The sequence below is a fragment of the Brevibacillus sp. NPDC003359 genome, from assembly GCF_042878995.1.
Lineage (GTDB): Bacteria > Bacillota > Bacilli > Brevibacillales > Brevibacillaceae > Brevibacillus.
In genome coordinates this window covers 1-17,525 of the sequence record NZ_JBIAOR010000013.1, presented here as the reverse complement: position 1 = coordinate 17,525, position 17,525 = coordinate 1, and the positions used below count along the sequence as shown (strand labels likewise).

The following is a 17,525-nucleotide window of genomic DNA, read 5'->3' as shown; positions in this document are numbered from 1 at the left end:
CTACTTTATAAAAAGAAACGCCCCCGAAAAATTCGAGGGCACTTGCATTTATATCAAACCAAGACGTTGGAAGATCGTATCCACATGCTTCAGGTGGTAACGGTAATCGAAGCACTCATCCAGCTCTTCGTTGGACAGTGTAGAGCTAACCGTTGCATCCTCCTCCACGATCGCACGGAAGGAGCGTTGCTCTTCCCACGCCTGCATCGCACGAGGCTGTACCGTGTCGTAGGCTTGTTCGCGGCTCATGCCTTTTTCGATCAGCTTGAGCATCACTTGCTGGGAGTAGATCAAACCAAAGGTACGATCCATATTGCGCTTCATATTCTCTGGGAACACCGTCAAGTTTTTTACGATGTTCATGAAACGGCGCAGCATGTAGTTCAATGCTTGTGTTGCATCTGGCAAAATCACGCGCTCCGCAGAGGAGTGAGAAATATCCCGCTCATGCCAGAGGGAAACATTTTCATAAGAAGTGAGCATGTGACCGCGGATGACACGAGCCAAGCCGCAAATGTTTTCGCTGCCGATCGGGTTGCGCTTGTGTGGCATTGCGGAAGAACCTTTTTGTCCTTTGGCGAATGCTTCTTCCACCTCGCGCATTTCGCTCTTTTGCAGACCGCGAATTTCTGTTGCGAATTTTTCCAAAGAAGTTGCGATCAGTGCCAATGTCGCCATGTACTCGGCGTGGCGATCACGCTGCAAGGTTTGGGTAGAGATAGGCGCTGCCGACAGTCCCAGCTTCTCGCACACGTAAGCTTCCACGAACGGATCGATGTTTGCATATGTTCCAACTGCGCCAGAGATTTTGCCGTACGCCACTTCGTTTGTCGCAGCCTGAAAACGCGCCAGGTTGCGCTTCATTTCTTCATGCCACAGAGCCAGCTTCAAACCAAATGTCGTAGGCTCAGCATGCACGCCATGCGTTCTGCCCATGCATACCGTATCCTTGTGCTCACGAGCTTTGTCTGCCAAAATCTCGATGAAGTCTTGAATATCCTTCTCCAAAATTTCGTTCGCCTGACGCAGCAAGTAAGATAGAGCAGTATCCACCACATCTGTAGAAGTCAGCCCGTAATGAACCCACTTCTTTTCTTCGCCCAAGGTTTCCGATACTGCACGGGTAAACGCCACCACATCATGGCGTGTCTCTTCTTCGATCTCATAGATTCTGTTCATGTCAAAAGTAGCTTTATCCCACAGCTTTTTCACGTCTTCCTCAGGAATGACGCCCAGCTTGGACCATGCTTCACACGCGAGAATTTCGACTTCCAGCCACGCTTTGAATTTGTTTTCTTCCGTCCAAATGGCGCGCATTTCCGGTCGGGAATAACGTTCGATCATGATAATACCTCCGATGTATTCGTCCAGATTTTCAGCTCATCAATCAGGGTGAGCGCTTCTTCCACAGTAGGGGCGAGCACATTGATATGCCCCATTTTTCGCTTGGCCTTGCTCTCTGCTTTTCCGTACAAATGGAGCTTGGCTGTGCGCGGCAGCTTGTCGATTTGATCGATGACAGGCTGTAGATGCTCTCCCAAAATATTAACCATCACGACGCTCGAGAGCAACTGTGTAGATCCCAAAGGCAGATTGCAAACCGCCCGAACATGCTGCTCAAACTGCGAGGTCACACAAGCATCCATCGTAAAATGCCCGGAGTTGTGCGGTCGCGGCGCCAATTCATTGACGTACAGCTGACCATCTTCTGTCAAAAACAGCTCAACTGCAATGAGTCCTACCACATCTAGCTTTTCTACGATCGTACGGGCAATTTCTTCCGCGCGTGCTGCTACTTCAGCCGAAATTCGCGCTGGAACGATACTCAGATGTAGAATGTTTTCCTGATGAATATTTTCTGACACAGGAAAAACAGCCAGTTCACCCGCAGGATTGCGTGCAGCAATAACAGAAAGCTCCATTTGAAATGGTACAAATTGTTCCACGATCAGCTCTGTACCCGCTTTCGCCAACGTTTCAAACGCCTCCGCCAGCTCGGCCTCGCTTCTCAATACCCATTGTCCTTTGCCGTCATAGCCGCCAGTTGCTGTTTTCATGACAGCAGGCAGTCCCAGTTCACGCACAGCGTCCTGCAAATCAGCCAAGCTGTTCACTACGCAAAACGGAGCGACAGGAATGCCGATCTCGCGAATGGCGGTCTTTTCCCGAATCCGATTTTGGGTGATACGTAAAAGGCGGCTCCCCTGCGGTACATAAGCGTGGCTCTCCAATACTTCTGCAACCTGCGCATCGACATTTTCAAATTCATAAGAGATGACATCACTGACCGAGGCAAGCTGCATCGCTGCTTCTACATCATCGTAGCTGGCAACAATTTGCCGATCTGCCGTTTGGCCGCATGGTGCATCTGCTGTCGGGTCCATGGTGACAAAGCGGTAGCCCATAGCTCGTCCCGCAAGAGCAATCATCCGTCCAAGCTGTCCTCCGCCAAGTATTCCTAGGGTCGATCCTGGTTTGATTTGCTTGCTGTCCTTGGTAGTCATTCGAGTTCACTAGCCTCCAGCACCTTATTGCGTACATCATCCCGTCTTTGCACGAACCGCTCTTGTACGTCCGGATATTTGATCCCCAAAATTTGCGCAGCCAGTAACCCTGCATTGATGGCTCCAGCTTTTCCGATCGCAACCGTCGCCACAGGCACGCCCCCTGGCATTTGCACAATCGACAAAAGCGAGTCGAGGCCATTCAAGTTGGATGATTTCACCGGTACACCGATAACGGGCAACTCTGTCTTAGCAGCTACCATTCCTGGCAAATGAGCTGCTCCGCCCGCACCTGCAATAATGACTTCCAAGCCGCGGCTTTTAGCTGTCTCGGCATACGTAAACATCAAGTCTGGCGTTCTGTGTGCAGACACGACCTTCTTTTCGTACGGTACCTGCAATTCGTCCAAAATTGCGCAAGCTTCCTTCATCGTTTCCCAGTCTGACGTACTGCCCATAATGACTCCTACCAAAGGCTGTAGCATGAACCATTCGCCCCCTACGTTTTGTAACATCAGAAGAAAACCCAACCGACTTACGGCTTTTCGCGCCGCTCTCATCGCCTGGGCTATTCGAACTCGTTTTCTCTCAACGTATTCAGTGTAGCAGGGAGAAAGTTTGCCTGTCAACCTCGTTTCCGAACATTTAAAAATGACTTAATCAAAATTATTCGTGTTTGCCTTTTCCTACCCAATTGTTTGCCGCTTCGGCTTTTTCAAGTGCAACCTGAAGCCAATAATCCAAAAAGGGTGTGGCATCCGCTCCAGCAGCCGCAGTCAAGAGCTCTGTGATTTGCTCCCCATTTGCCTGCTTGTATTGATGATCTCGTACATATTGACGCAACACCTGATGCAGTCGTTCGACGCCCCATTCTTCTTTTAAGTTCCACCACATGGCACCAGCTCGCCCATAGACGAGGTCATTGTAGCTCCTCCAATCTGGAAAAGCCGCCACGGACGACTTCGCAGTGACTCCTTGGTTCGCATATCCTTCCGCTGCACGTGCTTGGTCTAGCCGCATTTGAATATACGCTTGAGAACGTGCGGGGGACTTTTGCTGCAAAAATACCATCGTTGCATAATCCGTCAGTCCCTCATCCAGCCAAGCCTCTCGTACCTCGTCGTTTCCGACCAAACCGTAAAACCACTGATGTGCCGTTTCATGCGCTACGACCGCTTCCCCCATGGCATCGCTACGGTCAAAGTACTCCTGTGCAATAAAGACGAGGCTCGGGTATTCCATTCCGCCAAAGAAGCCGCCTGTCTTGACAACATCGTATTCCTTATACGGATACACCCCAAACTGTTTTCCGTAATAGTCGAGAGACTCCCTAGCAGTCTCATGCATTCGTTCTACGTTTTGCGGGTCATCACTTTTCTGCACCCATGTTCGTACGATAGTTTCCCCGACCTTGCCAGATATGGGCTGGTACGTATCGTCCATGACAACAAGGGCAAAATCCCGAACGTTCCATGCGTCCACCTCATAGATTTTTAGCCGTTGCGGCCTCGTCTCGGTGATGACAGCCACGCTTTCCAATCCACTCGTGGCAAGCTGGTACCCCTCTGATAACTGCACTCGCAAATGATAGTTCGCCACTTCCGAGTAAAAAGGATCGCCAATCGCGGAATAAGGATCGAGCCGCCAGCCTCCTGCGTCCTTGACTGCCAGGATCGGCAGCCAGTTGCCCAGCCACATCGCATGATCATGGTAAGACATTCGCCCGTTGTTATAAGGGACCGCGAGCTGAAATTTCATATCCACTAGCATCTCAGCAGACGATGTTCTTGCAGGAAGGGGTACTTGTAAAAGCGTATTGGTCTTTCCCGCATACAGTACGTCGACATTTTTTCCGTTTACCTGTACTTCGCTTATCTTGATACCACCAGGCTCACGCTGTTTGCCCAGCACTACCTCCCAGTTCTCTCCACTGAGGGCAGCATTCGCCGAGAAAGCATTAGGATATAAATGAAAAAATGCGTGGTCATCTTGTGGGACAAAACGAGCCGTCAGCTTGCCTGTCACCACGTGCTTGTTCATATCGATTTGTACGTCGGCCTTGTAAGTGACTGCAGCTTGCCTGTAATCAATCGGCACAATCTCCTGAGCATCCAAGCCAGCCTGCCCCGTCCAAGGACGCACGGACAAGAATACAGTCAAAACGACTCCCACTGCCACGATGACCACCCAATGCTTTCGCCACATCGTGATCCCCTGCCTTCGATTACTTCTTCTGATGCTTGATACGTTGGCGCTCCAGCCAAGCTGCTGCCTCTTCCTGCTGGGACATGTCTACCTTCAACCAATAATCCAAGAAAGCGCTGGCATCTTCTCCTGCCATCTCAGATAGAAATGCTTCCCATTCCTTTCCGGTCACCACCTGATAACGGTACTTCTCGACATACTGCTTCAAAACGTCATGTACCCTCTCTTCTCCCCACGCTCCCTGCAACAGCCACAGCATCGAGGACGGACGGGAATAAACGAGATCGCTATAGCTCTGATTATCAGGGAATGCAGACAGCACTTGCCAAGGACGCTGTTCCTGTGCCACATAATACTGAACAGTAGTACCACGCTCCAGCCGTCCGCGCACCCGTCCTGCTCCCAACAGCGGGTCTTGCTGAGATAAATACGAGAGCGTCACGTACTCCGTGAATCCCTCATCCAGCCATGCTTCCTTTACCTGATTATTTCCGATCAAGCTGTAAAACCACTGGTGTGCGGTCTCATGTACAACTGTGACGATCCCTGTTTCTTCCCCTGAAAAGAAATGACGTCCGTCGAGAAAGACTAATGCAGGATACTCCATTCCGTTAATCGCGCCGCCTGTCCTTACCACATCGTATTCGGTATAGGGATAGGCACCCAATTGATGATGAAAATAGGTGAGAGACTTCGCTGCCGCTTCATGAATCTGCTCAGCCGTTGCCGGATCATCTGTTTTCCGCCACCATGTTCGGACTACAGTTTCGCCCACTTTCGTTTCCGTTCGCTGATAGGAAGCATCCATAACGACAAGGGCAAAATCCCTCACATTTTCTGCACCGAGCTGTATCGTCTTTTCTCCCTCACGAACAGAAACCTGCTTCGCAGCCCTATCTGGCGCTGTGCTTGCCAGTTGATAGTCTTTTGGCAGCGTCACGTTCACCTCATAATCTGCGTTCTCACTGTAAAAAGGATCACCGATAGGCTCGTATGGATCGAGATGCCAGCCTTCCTCGTCGTACGCCGCAAGAACCGGGAGCCAGTTCCCCAGCCAGATCGATTGGTCATCGTACGACATCCTGCCGTCGTTTCGCGGTAGAGTCATTTCGAACTCCATGACAATTTCTCGTGCGCCTTGCTCTCCTTCCAGAGGCACTTCCAGTATGTTCACGTCTTTCGTCTTTTTGCCGTCAACAGCTACACCATCGACCAAGAGCTTTTTATAAGTATATGAGCCAAGCGTTGGGCGATTGCCTAAAAGTTCCTCCCATAGCATGCCTTGATGCTCTTCAGTAAATACGTTCGGGTAAAGATGGAGATAGGCACGAGCAGGGTCTTTTGGCCAAAAGGTAATTGTAACGGTTCCTGCTACTTCTTTCTTGATTGGATCGATTCGCACATCAGCCTGATAGAGCGGTTTACGTTTGAGCGCAGTCCCCTCCTCAGCATTTACAGGCAACATCCACGTCAAAAACATTAAGCTACAACTGACCATTGAGACCCATTTCTTCACGCCATCTCCCCCTTTTCTCTACTGTACAAAAAATGGAAAAAAAAGACTATCTTTCCTCTTTACCACCTGCTAGCTTGTCGGTCATCCACTTTTCTACCAACTCTAAAGGAACCGGCTGCTCTGTTCCCTCTCGCATTTCTCGGACGACGACCTGCCCACTGTTCACTTCGTTTTCCCCATAGATCAATGCAAAAGCAACGCCTTCTTTGTTTGCATAATCGAGTGCTTTTTTCAGACGTCTACCCGTCAGTTCCAGCTCAGCTCTGATACCACTCTCGCGCAATCGATTGGCTAGCCCAAGACTGGATGCTTCTGTACCAAGAGGAATGACGAGTACATCGGCAGCTCTCCGCTCTTCCGTGTTGCGATTTGCCAACGCTGCAAGGATGACATCCAAGCCAAATGAAATCCCTACAGCGGGATACTTTCTTCCATCATCCAAAAGTCGACCGATGATCTGATCGTAACGTCCCCCACTGCCGATACTGGACGTAATACTTCCATCCTGCAAAAAGATCTCATACACAATCCCCGTGTAGATCCCTAGGCCTCTTGCCAAGAACGGCGAAAAGCGAAGCTCCCCCTTCACACCCGCTCCTTTTACATAAGCAAACATATCGCGAAGCTCCCGAATCCCTTCCTGAACAAGCGGGGATGTAAAGCGCTCTGCTAACAGATCTAGCGTAATCACACCTTCTTGCAGGAAAGACGTAATCGCCAAAACGAGTGACTCCTCGACGTTTCGCTCCCGCAAATCATCACGTACTCCGTCCACGCCGATTTTCTCGAGCTTATCCAGCGACAGCATGACGTCCCCTGCTCGCTCAGCGGGAACACCCAACTCCTGAAGCACCCCAGTTAATAACTTGCGGTTGTTGACCTCAATGTACACGTCGAGCCCAAGCCGCTTGAAGGCCTCAAACGCCATACTGAGCAATTCTGCTTCAGCCAGCACCGATGTTGTTCCGACGATATCGACATCGCATTGAATAAATTCGCGCAATCTCCCGGTTTTTACTGGACCGTCCCGAAATACTTTTCCGATCTCATACCGTTTGAACGGCATTCGCATCTCAGGATTCATGCCCACTACCTTCGTCAACGGTACGGTCAAATCATAGCGCAGCCCAAGCTCTCTATCTCCTTGGTCGCTCAAGCGATACACTTCCTTCAATATTTCATCCCCGCCACCGTACTTCGATGCCAGCAATTCGTAGTGCTGCAGCATAGGCGTCTCCAACGGTTTGCAACCGTATGTCTCGAATACAGCTTCGAGCGTCCGTCGGATCCAATTTCGTTGCATTTGCTCCTGCGGCATGAAATCTTTTGTACCTTTTACTGTTTTTAATACTTCGTTTTCCATGAGAAACACCCTTTCTTTTTTCAAATGGAGAAAACCAAAAAAGCCATGCAAGGCAACTTCATGCCCACATGGCTTCCATAAATACACCACCGCAGGCACGAAGCACAAGAAGCGCTTGCACCTGCGGAAAAATTTCCGAAGATACAAACGCTCTACGTGTGGTGATGCTGTTGAAGGAACATAGTTAGACCTGTCATTTTCATCGGTCCATCCTTCCAAAAAAGATTTTTCCTATCATAGCGCAAAAAAAGCTCCCCGTCCAGTAGACGGAGAGCTTGATTACCAAAAAATTCTATTCGCGCAACCAGATGAAGTACGCCAGGAAGACGAAGAACAGCACATACATCGCCGGATGCACTTCACGAGCCTTCCCCTTCATTACCTTCATCACCGGATAAACGATGAAACCAGTCGCAATACCTGTTGCAATACTGTAAGTCAATGGCATCAACAAAATCGTCAGGAATGCAGGGAATGCTTCATCGAGGTCATCCCAAGCCACTTTTGCAATGTGAGAAGCCATCAGAACCCCTACGATAATGAGCGCTGGTGCAGTAACCGCTGGTGTCACAATTGCGAGAATCGGCGAGAAGAACAACGCCAGAAGGAACATAATCCCGGTGACAACTGCGGTAAATCCGGAGCGTCCGCCTGCCGCTACCCCTGCAGTCGATTCAACATAAGCCGTAGTCGTAGATGTACCGAGTACCGCACCTGCCATACCCGCAATTGCATCGGAAGCGAGTGCTTTTCCTGGACGTGGCAAATTGCCGTCTTCGCGGAGCAATCCAGCTTGGTTCGCTACACCCAAAAGCGTACCTGTCGCATCGAAAAAGTCTACAAACAAGAACGTCAAAACAACAATCAGCATATTTACAGTGAACAATGCGGATGGATCACCAAGATATTGGAACGCAGCACCGAATGTAGGAGCAAGGCTCGGTGGTGCAGAAACGATTTGCTCAGGCAAATTCACCAGTCCGAAAAACATCCCGGTAATCGCCGTAATCAACATCCCGATAAAGATACCTGCATTGATTTTGCGAGAAAGCAGAATAACCGTCACGATCAGACCAAACACAGCGAGCAATGCATTTTTCGCTGCCAAAATTTCTTCCGGCTTCATGCCCTCGTGATAGAAGGTCAAATGTCCGAGTGCTACGAAAGTTGCATCATTTGCTACGATGATACCTGCGTTTTTCAAACCAATAAATGCGATAAAAAGACCAATCCCTGCCGAAACTGCGTACTTCAAGCTTTGTGGAATCGCTTTGATGATCGCTTCACGAACACCTGTCAGGGACAAAATCAAAAAGATCGTACAAGAAAGGAATACGCCAGCCAAAGCCTGTTGCCAAGGAATTTGCATCGTCAGAACGACGGTATAAGTGAAAAATGCGTTCAAGCCCATTCCCGGAGCTTGACCGATCGGCAAACGTCCGAGGATACCCATTAAGAGTGTACCTAGAGCAGCAGCCAAAGCCGTTGCAGTAAAGACAGCCCCAAATTCAGGGTAGTTCGCTTTTAAATCTGGAGGCAGATCAGCACCACTGAGAATGAATGGATTGACAGCCAAGATATAAGCCATAGCCAAAAAAGTAGTGATACCCGCGATCATTTCGCGACGGTAATTGGTGCCTAGCTTGTCAAACTCGAAATACTTCCGCACCTATAAGTCCCCCCATACTAATCTTGTTGCAAAAAACAGATAGACTGTTTTTTGCCGACCGTAAACGGTCACATCTTATTTAATGAAAAACGTCGAGACGTTTTTCACAAAAAAAGGCCCGGACGCTCTTATCATGCGCCTGGCCTACAAACAAAACACTCCGGGAATAATTCCAAATATAATAACAAAATCAGATCCCGATGACATTTTGTTCGTAGTCAGGTCGTTAATGGCGACCATGTAGAAACTCTTGAGCCATATTCTCAAGAATATACGAACCTTCCTATATTACCTGCTCACATTGAGAAGTGTATCAGGTGACATAGGGAATGTCAACGAAAATACGAACGTTCATTTTTAGAAAGGGTTTAATATCCGGATATTTTCTATTTCTGTCCTTAAGAAGGCCTGTGTTATAATTCATAACTAGATTCCTGATCTCAACAATCTCTTTGAAGGTGATTCAAAATGAGCTTTATGGATGCTTGGGAGCAAATAATAGCGGAGCAAGAGCGAGAACGTGACCGGCTTCGAGTCAATCAAATTACCGTACGGGTCGACGATAAGAAAAAGAGCAAACGCAACGTTCATCAAAAGGAAAAAGTCATCGAATATGGCTTTGTAGAACGTGATTTGTATGATGAGAATTTATTTGGGAGGTTTGAACTCTATTTCGCCGATCGCGACACTCTTCTCCAGCAAAATCGGTTTGGAGATGAAATTGCTTTTGGTGAGCTTACAGATGAACATGCAGTTGCAACGGCAATCTTCTCCTATTTAGCGGAGTGCTATTCTCAGTTTTTAGAGGAAACTCCCTTCGCTATCAGTTATAACCCTATTGCAGAAGCTTGGATTATCGAAGGAACTCTTCCTCCGGGATGGCTAGGCGGGGTCATTTATATTGCTCTTGCAAAAGAAAATGGACAGCTTCTCATGATGTATGGAACAAGATAATTCTTGGTCATAAAAAATACTCCCTTTTATTCACAAATCACGCGAATAAAAGAGAGTAATTTTTTTTGCTCCTATTCCCACTCAATTGTTGCTGGTGGTTTGGACGTTACGTCATACACAATGCGGTTTACATTGTCTACTTCATTCACGATACGCACAGAGATTTTCTCCAAAACATCCCACGGAATGCGCGCCCAGTCAGCAGTCATACCATCAATAGAAGTTACCGCACGAATCCCTACTGTGTAAGAATACGTACGAACATCTCCCATTACACCTACAGTCGTCATGTTTGGCAAAGCCGTGAAGTACTGCCAGATTTCCCGATCGAGACCTGCCTTGGCAATCTCCTCACGCAAGATCGCATCCGATTCACGAACGATCTTCAGTTTTTCTTCTGTAACTTCACCCAAAACACGAATGCCGAGGCCCGGTCCTGGGAATGGCTGACGCCAAACAATCTCATCTGGCAAGCCCAGCTCTTTACCCAGTTTGCGTACTTCGTCTTTGAACAAGGTTTTCAGAGGTTCAATCAACGTGAACTTCATGTCTTCTGGCAATCCGCCTACGTTGTGGTGCGATTTGATTGTTTGTGCAGTTGCTGTCCCGCTCTCCACGATGTCGGTGTACAGCGTACCTTGTGCCAAGAAGTCCATATCCGTCAGCATCGCTGCTTCTTCATCGAATACATAAATGAACTCGTTACCGATGATTTTGCGCTTTTGCTCTGGATCAGAAACACCTTTGAGCTTGCTCATGAAACGCTCACGAGCATCGATCTTGATCACTTTCATGGAGAATTTCTCAGCAAATGTCTCCATTACCCCTTCTGCTTCCCCTTGGCGCAGAAGACCGTGGTCAACGAACATGCACGTCAATTGATCGCCAATCGCTCTGTGAATCAGCGCTGCTACTACGGAAGAATCCACACCGCCGCTCAACGCACACAGTACTTGCTTCTTACCAACTGTTTCACGAATGCGAACCAGCTCGTCTTCGATGAACGTCGTCATGCTCCAAGTCGCTTCACATCCACAAATGTTGAACAGGAAGTTTCCGATGAACTCAATACCTTTTACGGTATGGACTACTTCTGGATGGAACTGTACACCGTACAGCTGGCGCTCAGGGTTGCTGATCGCAGCTACCGGGCAGCTGTCGCTTACCGCATCAATGACAAATCCGGTTGGGAGCTCCACTACTTTGTCAGAGTGGCTCATCCACACGATTTCGTTTGTATCCCATTTGTCGTACAAGCTGTGTTTTAGCTGCATACGCAATTCAGCTTTTCCGTACTCGCGTTTACCCGCACGTTCTACTTTTCCGCCCGTCAAATGGCTCATCAACTGCATACCGTAGCAAATACCCAATACAGGCAAGCCCAGGTCAAAAATCGCCGGGTCTACAGTCGGTGCTCCCTCTTCGTACACGCTAGCAGGTCCGCCAGAGAAAATAATCCCTTTTGGATTGATCTCTTTAATCTTTTCAACAGGTGTATTGAACGGAATGAGTTCGCTATAAACACCCAGATCACGTACACGGCGCGCGATCAACTGATTGTACTGGCCTCCGAAATCAAGTACGACGACCATTTCCATTGACTTGTCCATCATATCCCCCTTCTCCTGTAACATACAGGACGTGCAAGTGTCGGCATGCCATGCGAAGTTGTCGCATATTTGCAAAAAAGCCGGGACTGCTATCTCCGATGAACAATACGGAGGCAACGTCCCAGCTTGTGTACACATGTGCGGTTTGCATGTACAAAAATCCGATGTGCTCTCCTCGTAGTCGCCAAATTTACGGTCTAGCGGTAGAAACTTTCAGGCCCTATTCCTGATCATTATACGAGTCTCATTGATCGTCATTCTAGCAGATGGAACGGCATTGTTCAAGGCTTCAATTGACGGATTAACCGTTCGAGTATTTGCTCTGCTATTGTTCTCGCCTTTTGTTCCATTTGTTTGTAGCCATACACGGTACGTTCGTACAGCTCCGTCAAATAGCGCAGGTCTTGTCGCTTGTCTGCTGGCAGCGTCATCCTGCCCACATACTCCCGCAACGTCTCGCCTGGCTGTCTACGCGTGTAGACCCGCTCCATCATTCGCATTAGCAAATGGTATCGATCCTGGAACTCACTGCTGCGCTCCTGGCTCAATTGTCTGCGCATCCACCATAGCTGGATGTCTTGTCTGCGGCGCCACGCGATAATTCCTGCCACGACAGCGGCTACAGCCAATCCTGCGTTTACTTGCCACGGAATTTTAATCCAACTGCCTGCTGGGCTGTCGCCCTCTTCCAGCTCATTGAAACGCCCATCCCCGCGATCCATGTTCGGTTGATTCGCCATGTTTGGCAACGGAACGGGGATCTGTGGCTGGGAAGTGACCAGATCATAATTAAAACGAACAGGTGACATGAATGTACTCGTCGCTTCAAAAGGAACCCAACCAACCCCCGGGAAGTATACCTCTACCCACGAGTGAGCATCCCTGTTCCGCACTTCTACCATCTCGTGATTAAGCGCATCCGTTCCTACTCGTTCACCTGGTGCGAAACCCTTGACCCAACGTGTCGGGATATCCAGGGTACGGAGCATAACCGCCATTGAAGTGGAGAAATGGTCACAGTACCCTCGAAGACTGTCAAACAAGAAGTGATCGACAAAATCCTGACCTTCTGCAGCGACAGGAACGTCTTTCGTTTCATACTTATATTTTCCACTTGAGCGCAAGTAATTCTCGATCGCTCTCACTTTGTCATAAGGAGTCTTGGCATCCTTGGTAATGGTCGCGGCGAGCTCTCTTACTCGTGGAGGAACCGAGGCCGGCACTTGCAAATAGCGCTCTTTGATATCATCCGGATAGTTCGCTCCCGCATTTGTCACAGCCTTTTCACTGACAATCGGTACTTCTGTCTCGACCTTGTATTGATTCAGTTTGAGCAAAAGCGGATTGGGGCCGTACTCTGGCTGATTGTTTTTCTCGCTAAGCTGAACCAAGTTGATTTTTCCTGCCCGTACTTCCAGTTGCTGATTCATTTTGTCATAAACAACGGTTGCCTCTGGTGGAGCGTAGTTGCTCACCTTTTTTAACTGACCTTGATAAAAGACAGTCGGGAACTGCTGCGGACCTTTAAACTCTAATGTAGCTTGTACCTTCTTCGTTTCAAGCCCTTGGAACAACGTATTCTCCCATGTATAGGTTTGCGGGTCCAGGATTGACTCGTACTCTCTATCGCCTTTTTCCCAACCAACTCCCGTATACACGTCCTTCGAGTCACCGCGCCAATAGCTGCGCTCGTTCGTCTTTGCAATAAACACTAATGTGTTATCTTGCATGAAAGGACCGCCCAACCGTTCGTCGTTGTTGTCGTATCCTACTTTTTTCATCACGCCAACAGGGGTATCGTTTCCTTTCCCTGTTAAAAAGGCGATCGGATCAGGCCATGACGGTCCTGCCTTCGGCGCAGCATACCCGATGCCTATACAGACCATAATGATCATCACGGAGGCAAGCAGTGAGTTGAACATAATACGGCTTCTCTTCCCTGCCAATGTTGCCATGTTCGTCATCTTCATCAGATGGCTGATAGCCAGCATCAGGAAACCAATAATCAGCGTCCGTACAACCCCTGCACTGGCATCATACGGGAGAAACGTATCCAACACAGCCAAATACATTTCCGTCAAAAAGACAAACCATAGGCCTTGCCTTTGTTCCAGCACCAGATACGTTAGCATCGTCGCTAACAACACCAAGACGAGATCAAACAAGGTATTCCGCGACAAGATCGACATGCTGGCCCAATCCTGCTGGAACGCTAACGGAAGATCGTGAATCAACTGCCCGTACAATTCGCCAATCCATTCCGTGTCAAAAAACGGTTTGTCAAATAAGGTAGCATGCAAAAGCCCCATTAGCCCCATGGCCTTGATCGGCAAGGTTAACCACCGATAAGGGATCAACAGGTCAATGAAAATGACTCCAGCCACAATCGCATAAAACGGCCACAGAACCCCCGTGTCGGTTAATGACTGTAGAGGAATAAACCACTCTCTTAACATCAGGAACAGAAAAAGAGCCAAGACCCATTCCCAAATCGTTGGACGCTTCCAAACGCTCATGAGTCTATGCACCTCCAATCCGTTTCCACTCTTGATCATCCATGTGAATAGACGTACATGTTACTTTGTTCGCGCCTAAGAGCTGCAACGCTTGTTTTTGTTCATGCGAAATCGTTGACTCGTTCTGCATGAGAAACAACTGCACCCGTCTGCCTTTTTGAGCGAGTGTGATCAAACGACTGATCAACGCTTTTTCTACATGCGGTGTAATAATAATCAAAGTGACACCCTGAGGCTGCTCCAATGCTTCTCTTCCCACAATTTTTGCAAATAACTCTTGTCCTTCTGGCGCGACACGAGCTAATTGATCAAAAACTCTGAGGAAATGTGCATGGGACAGACCTGATGGTATCAATATGCGTTCTGCTTGCTTGTACACGAGCCCATAATGGTATTGATTCCGATTGGAGTAAGCGATCAGACTCGCGGCTAGCTTCACTGCTGTTTCAAACAAGTGCACAGGCTTCCCATGATAGCTCGCTTTCTCCACATCAAGGAAAAAGACCGCCTGATTCATCGCCTGATGCTCAAACTCCTTCGTCTTCAGACCCGTTCCCCGTGCAGAAGCTCGCCAATGAATTTGGCTCAACCGATCGCCCCGATGATAGTCTCTCACGCCGCGTACTGCTGCTACGTCGTCAGAGCGTCTATGGGAAACATGCACAGTCCCACTGAAGCTCCCGTCCCCCAGGGCCCAATGGGTCAATTCTTTGTATTTTGGATAAACGAGAAACTCCTGAGAAATCGAATAAACCTTGCGCCGCTCAAAAAATCCAAAAAAATCCCCGCCGCTCACTACACATTCATCGAGACGATAGTATCCCCGCGGTACATTGGGGATGACATAACGAAACTCAACTTCCCTTTTGAACCACGGGAATATCAGTTGTCGATGCGGCTCATACACACCAGCCAGCCTCGCCGGCAAAGGCTCCATAATCATATTCCATCCCAGCGGAAACCAAATCCTCCGCCGCAGGCGAATCGTTACAATGACATCTTCCCCATCCTGCAGACGATTGCGATCCAATTCACGCTCGACTTCTAGCTTCACGAACATGAGTAAATAAGCGACAACTTCATACAAGAGAAACACCAAGCTACTATAGAAAAGAAACCAGCTTGAGAAGCCGCCTTGAAATTTTGCGAATACGTAGGTGACCAGGACTAATGCAATCGCCTTGAACTTACCCCACCTTTGCTGTCTCATCTCCAATCACCGCCTTAGCTTACCGGGACACGGGTCTCAGACAAGATCATAGCCAACACCCGATCTACGGTTGCTCCTTCCAGTCTTGCTTCTGGTTTCACAATCATACGGTGTGCAAACACTGCTGGAACTAGTTCCTTCACGTCATCTGGAATGACATAATCACGTCCACGAACGAATGCCAATGCCTGAACAGCCCGGAAGAGAGCAAGGGAACCACGCGGGCTCACGCCTAGATAAATATGATGATGCTCACGCGTACGATGACATAGACGCACGATGTATTCTTTTATTCCTTCCGATACCTTGATCGTCGATACCTGGCGTTGGAGTTCCGCAAGCTCGGCAGTAGACATAACTGGCTGAAGCTCTTCTAAAGGATTCGCCGCCGAAAATCTGGACAGCATCCGCATTTCTTCCTCTACCGTTGGATACCCCATGCTTAATTGCATGAAAAATCGGTCCAATTGCGCTTCAGGTAATGGAAAGGTTCCTTCATATTCTAATGGGTTTTGCGTAGCCATCACAAAAAACGGCTCTGCCAATCGATACGTAGCACCATCGATTGTTACCGAACGCTCTTCCATTGCTTCCAAGAGTGCAGATTGTGTTTTTGGCGAAGTCCGGTTGATTTCGTCTGCAAGAATGACATTTGCAAAAATCGGTCCTTGCCGGAACTCAAACTCCAGACTTTTTTGATTAAAGATAGCAACCCCTGTCACATCCGTTGGCAACAAATCCGGGGTAAATTGAATACGTTTAAACTCACCGCTGATTGATTTGGACAATGCACGTACCATCATGGTCTTCCCAACGCCTGGTACATCCTCGAGCAAAACGTGACCATTCGCTAGAACAGCCGCAACCATCAGCTCAATCACAGAGCGTTTACCAATCAATACTTTTTCTATATTATCGATTAAACTGACTATTGCAGGATTTACTTGTTCCAATTTTATAGGGTTCATGTTGATACAACTCCTGTTCCATCATATTGTTCCGTCAGGTTTGTAACAGCTGTTCCTCCATGCTTTCAGCGTAATTCTAAAGTAATGGATGCAATTAGGAGATACAAGGGAAAAATACTCAAAATTTGTAAAAATGCGCAAGTTGTTATAAAAAAAAGAGTAGGATCTCCTCCTACTCTTCGGTTTCATATGAAATATGGCGTGCCCTGAGAGATTCGAACTCCCGACCTTTTGATTCGTAGTCAAACGCTCTATCCAGCTGAGCTAAGGGCACAAATAAATGGAGCGGACGAAGGGTCTCGAACCCTCGACCTTCGCCTTGGCAAGGCGACGCTCTACCAATTGAGCTACGTCCGCATGTTGTTTCTTATAAAGTTTTTACTGAGGACAAAGCCTTCTGTCATAGTATGGTGCGGGTGAAGGGACTTGAACCCCCACGGTTGCCCGCCAGAACCTAAATCTGGTGCGTCTGCCATTCCGCCACACCCGCATTTTACTTAGAACAGAAAAGGCATTACTGTTACTATCACGCAGCTTTGCTTGTTCAGCTAAAAAACTGGTGAGCCATGAAGGACTCGAACCTTCGACCCTCTGATTAAAAGTCAGATGCTCTACCAACTGAGCTAATGGCTCGCAAATGGCTGGGGTACTAGGATTTGAACCTAGGAATGACGGAGTCAAAGTCCGTTGCCTTACCGCTTGGCTATACCCCAATCGTGGTGCCGGCAATAGGACTTGAACCCACAACCCCCTGATTACAAGTCAGGTGCTCTACCAATTGAGCTATACCGGCGTTGTTGAATATGCTTAGTGGTGGCTCGGGACGGAATCGAACCGCCGACACGAGGATTTTCAGTCCTCTGCTCTACCGACTGAGCTACCGAGCCATTTATGATTGATCTTCGCCATTCTTCAAAAAAATGGCGGAGCTGACGGGACTCGAACCCGCGACCTCCGGTGTGACAGACCGGCGTGAACTCCAACTTCACCACAGCTCCATATTTGGTTGC

General features: G+C 48.5%; 12 protein-coding genes, 8 tRNA genes and 2 riboswitches. Of the genes, 1 reads left to right on the top strand and 19 read right to left on the bottom strand.

Translation table 11 applies throughout. The features are described 5' to 3' along the window. Positions 1-48: 48 nt before the first annotated feature. The 7 genes from purB to ACFYU8_RS23995 all read right to left on the bottom strand — a co-directional run bounded on the left by purB (position 49) and on the right by ACFYU8_RS23995 (position 9,257). Positions 49-1,344: an adenylosuccinate lyase gene (gene purB, locus ACFYU8_RS24025; RefSeq protein WP_390304733.1), complete on the bottom strand. Its 1,296-nt coding sequence runs from the start codon at positions 1,342-1,344 to the stop codon at positions 49-51. Further along, entirely contained in the window at positions 1,341-2,504 is a 1,164-nt protein-coding gene (purK, locus tag ACFYU8_RS24020) for a 5-(carboxyamino)imidazole ribonucleotide synthase (protein ID WP_390304736.1), read from the bottom strand. Before purK ends, purB begins: the two co-directional genes overlap by 4 nt. Continuing rightward, a complete protein-coding gene (gene purE, locus ACFYU8_RS24015) occupies positions 2,501-2,989 on the bottom strand; it encodes a 5-(carboxyamino)imidazole ribonucleotide mutase (protein WP_012684280.1) in 489 nt (162 codons plus the stop codon). Before purE ends, purK begins: the two co-directional genes overlap by 4 nt. A gap of 181 nt (positions 2,990-3,170) precedes the next feature. Beyond that, positions 3,171-4,709: a M1 family metallopeptidase gene (locus ACFYU8_RS24010; protein ID WP_390304738.1), complete on the bottom strand. Its 1,539-nt coding sequence runs from the start codon at positions 4,707-4,709 to the stop codon at positions 3,171-3,173. Positions 4,710-4,728: 19 nt separating this feature from the next. Further along, complete coding sequence (locus ACFYU8_RS24005) at positions 4,729-6,225, bottom strand: M1 family metallopeptidase (RefSeq protein ID WP_390304740.1); 1,497 nt, start codon at positions 6,223-6,225, stop codon at positions 4,729-4,731. Between the two features lie 46 nt (positions 6,226-6,271). Beyond that, entirely contained in the window at positions 6,272-7,588 is a 1,317-nt protein-coding gene (locus ACFYU8_RS24000; RefSeq protein ID WP_390304742.1) for a histidine--tRNA ligase, read from the bottom strand. A gap of 292 nt (positions 7,589-7,880) precedes the next feature. Further along, a complete protein-coding gene (locus ACFYU8_RS23995) occupies positions 7,881-9,257 on the bottom strand; it encodes an NCS2 family permease (RefSeq protein ID WP_390304744.1) in 1,377 nt (458 codons plus the stop codon). 195 nt (positions 9,258-9,452) lie between these two features. Then, positions 9,453-9,554: riboswitch (purine riboswitch) on the bottom strand. A 171-nt stretch (positions 9,555-9,725) separates the two neighbouring features. On the opposite strand from ACFYU8_RS23995, the gene ACFYU8_RS23990 reads away from it, so the two are divergent. Further along, entirely contained in the window at positions 9,726-10,211 is a 486-nt protein-coding gene (locus ACFYU8_RS23990; protein WP_390304746.1) for an NTF2 fold immunity protein, read from the top strand. A 71-nt stretch (positions 10,212-10,282) separates the two neighbouring features. Here ACFYU8_RS23990 and guaA read toward each other — a convergent pair whose 3' ends face one another. From guaA to ACFYU8_RS23930, 12 genes are all read right to left on the bottom strand, one after another. After that, complete coding sequence (gene guaA, locus ACFYU8_RS23985) at positions 10,283-11,821, bottom strand: glutamine-hydrolyzing GMP synthase (RefSeq protein ID WP_390304762.1); 1,539 nt, start codon at positions 11,819-11,821, stop codon at positions 10,283-10,285. A gap of 158 nt (positions 11,822-11,979) precedes the next feature. Continuing rightward, a riboswitch (purine riboswitch) is annotated at positions 11,980-12,082 on the bottom strand. Between the two features lie 20 nt (positions 12,083-12,102). After that, entirely contained in the window at positions 12,103-14,337 is a 2,235-nt protein-coding gene (locus ACFYU8_RS23980) for a transglutaminase TgpA family protein (protein ID WP_390304748.1), read from the bottom strand. A 4-nt stretch (positions 14,338-14,341) separates the two neighbouring features. Then, positions 14,342-15,547, bottom strand: coding sequence for a DUF58 domain-containing protein (locus tag ACFYU8_RS23975; protein WP_390304750.1), 1,206 nt, complete (start codon positions 15,545-15,547; stop codon positions 14,342-14,344). A 14-nt stretch (positions 15,548-15,561) separates the two neighbouring features. After that, positions 15,562-16,515: an AAA family ATPase gene (locus tag ACFYU8_RS23970; protein WP_390304752.1), complete on the bottom strand. Its 954-nt coding sequence runs from the start codon at positions 16,513-16,515 to the stop codon at positions 15,562-15,564. Positions 16,516-16,712: 197 nt separating this feature from the next. Next, positions 16,713-16,789 (bottom strand) — tRNA-Arg (locus tag ACFYU8_RS23965). 7 nt (positions 16,790-16,796) lie between these two features. After that, positions 16,797-16,872 (bottom strand) — tRNA-Gly (locus ACFYU8_RS23960). 51 nt (positions 16,873-16,923) lie between these two features. Continuing rightward, positions 16,924-17,005, bottom strand: a tRNA-Leu gene (locus tag ACFYU8_RS23955). Positions 17,006-17,072: 67 nt separating this feature from the next. After that, positions 17,073-17,148, bottom strand: a tRNA-Lys gene (locus tag ACFYU8_RS23950). Between the two features lie 5 nt (positions 17,149-17,153). After that, positions 17,154-17,228 (bottom strand) — tRNA-Gln (locus tag ACFYU8_RS23945). 4 nt (positions 17,229-17,232) lie between these two features. After that, positions 17,233-17,308, bottom strand: a tRNA-Thr gene (locus ACFYU8_RS23940). 18 nt (positions 17,309-17,326) lie between these two features. Further along, positions 17,327-17,402: transfer RNA gene (locus ACFYU8_RS23935), tRNA-Phe, on the bottom strand. Positions 17,403-17,436: 34 nt separating this feature from the next. Further along, positions 17,437-17,513 (bottom strand) — tRNA-Asp (locus ACFYU8_RS23930). Positions 17,514-17,525 lie beyond the last annotated feature (12 nt).

Coding starts and splice junctions, on each gene's coding strand:
- purB (WP_390304733.1), bottom strand. CDS start 1,344: ATGATCGAACGTTATTCCCGACCGGAAATGCGCGCCATTTGGACGGAA.
- purK (WP_390304736.1), bottom strand. CDS start 2,504: ATGACTACCAAGGACAGCAAGCAAATCAAACCAGGATCGACCCTAGGA.
- purE (WP_012684280.1), bottom strand. CDS start 2,989: ATGCTACAGCCTTTGGTAGGAGTCATTATGGGCAGTACGTCAGACTGG.
- ACFYU8_RS24010 (WP_390304738.1), bottom strand. CDS start 4,709: ATGTGGCGAAAGCATTGGGTGGTCATCGTGGCAGTGGGAGTCGTTTTG.
- ACFYU8_RS24000 (WP_390304742.1), bottom strand. CDS start 7,588: ATGGAAAACGAAGTATTAAAAACAGTAAAAGGTACAAAAGATTTCATG.
- ACFYU8_RS23990 (WP_390304746.1), top strand. CDS start 9,726: ATGAGCTTTATGGATGCTTGGGAGCAAATAATAGCGGAGCAAGAGCGA.
- guaA (WP_390304762.1), bottom strand. CDS start 11,821: ATGGACAAGTCAATGGAAATGGTCGTCGTACTTGATTTCGGAGGCCAG.
- ACFYU8_RS23980 (WP_390304748.1), bottom strand. CDS start 14,337: ATGAGCGTTTGGAAGCGTCCAACGATTTGGGAATGGGTCTTGGCTCTT.
- ACFYU8_RS23975 (WP_390304750.1), bottom strand. CDS start 15,547: ATGAGACAGCAAAGGTGGGGTAAGTTCAAGGCGATTGCATTAGTCCTG.
- ACFYU8_RS23970 (WP_390304752.1), bottom strand. CDS start 16,515: ATGAACCCTATAAAATTGGAACAAGTAAATCCTGCAATAGTCAGTTTA.